The organism is Brevibacterium sp. AGC70, assembly GCF_057334195.1.
The window spans coordinates 91,179-93,365 of sequence record NZ_JBHFIH010000009.1 but is presented as its reverse complement, the minus strand read 5'-3'; the positions used below and the strand labels follow the sequence as shown (position 1 = coordinate 93,365).

Below are 2,187 nucleotides of genomic sequence, written 5' to 3'. Positions count from 1 at the left end.
CTCGATCGAGTCGGTGCCCCACTGGCCTTACAATTTCGCTGCTGCACGAACAGCTCTCAGTCAGGACGACCGGTCCTCAGCCGGGGGCCCCAGCGATTGAGAACCTCAGCGTTTGAGAATGAGCGTGCCGGCGGCCAGATCATGGAGACCGCGATTGTCGCGGTTGAAGATCAGCGCGGGAATGACGAGGACGACCAGAGCAGTGCGGACGAGTGCTTTGGCGAAACCAGGCACATGACCGTCCAAGCGACGGACCTCGATGCCGAAGATCCTGTGCCCGACCGTGTATCCGAGAGTGGACACGAGCAGGAAATGCTCCAGTGCGAAGATGCCCGGAGCCAGGAGCGGATTGGACGAGCCGATGAAGTTTGCGATGGCCAGGCACAAGAACCAATCCACCAGGAGCCCCAGCAGTCTGCGCCAGGCGGGAGCGAGTGAATGTGAGCCGGTCTCCGGCAAACCCAAGCGCCTGCCCGGCCAATCGCCGTCTTCTCGCTCAATCTTGGGTCCCTCAAGCCAGGAACCGAGGTCATCACGATTAATCACGGACCCAGCTTACCCAAATCGAACCTGGACGCCCCTCAGGAAACATGCCCGAAACATGGACGTCATCACCACTTCACCTGCTTGCAACTAAGATTGGCAATGGTCAAGACAAACGACCACCATAATCTAACTAGGAGACTAAGTGTTCTCGTCTGCTGAAGAACTCGTCAACTACATCTCGGAGAACGACGTCAAATTCGTTGACGTCCGTTTCTGCGACCTCCCCGGTGTCGTCCAGCATTTCAACCTTCCTGCAGCCTCATACGGCACGGAAGAGATCACCGAAGGTCTGCTCTTCGACGGTTCCTCAATCACGGGCTTCCAGGGCATCCACGAATCGGACATGAAGCTGCTCGCCGATGTCACATCGGCCTACATCGACCCTTTCCGTGAGGCCAAGACCTTGGTCCTTACGCACTCGATCGTCGATCCCTTCACCGATGAGCCCTACTCTCGAGACCCTCGCCAGGTTGCGGCCAAGGCCGAGGCCTACCTCGGGAGCACCGGCATCGCCGACACCGTCTTCTTCGGCGCCGAGGCGGAGTTCTACCTCTTCGACTCCATCCGCTACCAGAACACCCCGGGCAGCAGCTTCTACAAGATCGACTCCGAGGAAGCCGCCTGGAACACGGGCGAAGACGAGCCCGGCGGCAACCTCGGCTACAAGACCCCGTTCAAGGGCGGATACTTCCCTGTCTCCCCCCAGGATAAGTTCGCCGACATCCGCGATCAGATGTCGCTGACGCTGGAGCAGATCGGCTTCGAGATGGAGCGGGCCCACCATGAGGTCGGCACCGCAGGACAGCAGGAGATCAACTACAAGTTCAAGACCCTGCAGCATGCCGGCGATCAGCTCCTCGACTTCAAGTACGTGATCAAGAACACGGCCTACGAACTCGGCAAGTCAGCTACCTTCATGCCCAAGCCGCTCTTCGATGACAACGGTTCGGGCATGCACTGCCACCAGTCGCTGTGGAAGAACGGCGAGCCGCTGTTCTACGACGAGAACGGCTATGGTGGGCTCTCCGATCTGGCTCGCTGGTACATCGGCGGCCTCATCGAACACGCCGGCGCAGTGCTGGCCTTCACCAACCCGACGATCAACTCGTACCGTCGCCTCGTGCCCGGATACGAAGCTCCCGTCAACCTCGTCTACTCGGCTCGCAACCGCTCCGCGGCGATCCGCATCCCGGTCACCGGCAGCTCGCCGAAGGCAAAGCGTCTCGAGTTCCGCGTGCCGGACCCGTCGACCAACCCCTACCTGGCCTTCTCCGCCCAGCTGATGGCCGGCCTCGACGGGATCCGCAATCGCATCGAGCCCCCGGAGCCGATCGACAAGGACCTCTACGAGCTCCCACCAGAGGAAGCCAAGGACATCAAGCTGGTCCCCGGATCCCTTGATGAGGCGCTCATCGAGCTCGAGAAGGACCACGACTTCCTCACCGCGGGCGACGTCTTCACCTCCGACCTGATTGAGACGTGGATTCGGATCAAGCGTGAGAACGAGATCGACGTTGCACGTCTGCGTCCGACTCCGACGGAATTCGAGCTCTACTACGCGCTCTGAGCCACGGCACTAGGGCTCGCGGACTGCCGAAAGGCATACGTGACCGCAGCCGCAGGGAATACAGTGGGGGCGGG

2 protein-coding genes are annotated in these 2,187 nt (G+C 60.8%); one reads left to right on the top strand and one right to left on the bottom strand.

Annotation, left to right across the window (positions count from 1 at the left end):
- Nucleotides 1-105 precede the first annotated feature (105 nt).
- Nucleotides 106-546, bottom strand: coding sequence for an RDD family protein (locus ACE03M_RS05855; RefSeq protein ID WP_485933130.1), 441 nt, complete (start codon nucleotides 544-546; stop codon nucleotides 106-108).
- A gap of 142 nt (nucleotides 547-688) precedes the next feature.
- Here ACE03M_RS05855 and glnA point away from each other — a divergent pair, with 142 nt between their 5' ends.
- Nucleotides 689-2,113 carry a type I glutamate--ammonia ligase gene (glnA, locus tag ACE03M_RS05850; RefSeq protein ID WP_485933129.1) on the top strand — a complete coding sequence of 475 codons (1,425 nt, stop codon included), beginning with the start codon at nucleotides 689-691 and terminating at the stop codon, nucleotides 2,111-2,113.
- Nucleotides 2,114-2,187: the final 74 nt, after the last annotated feature.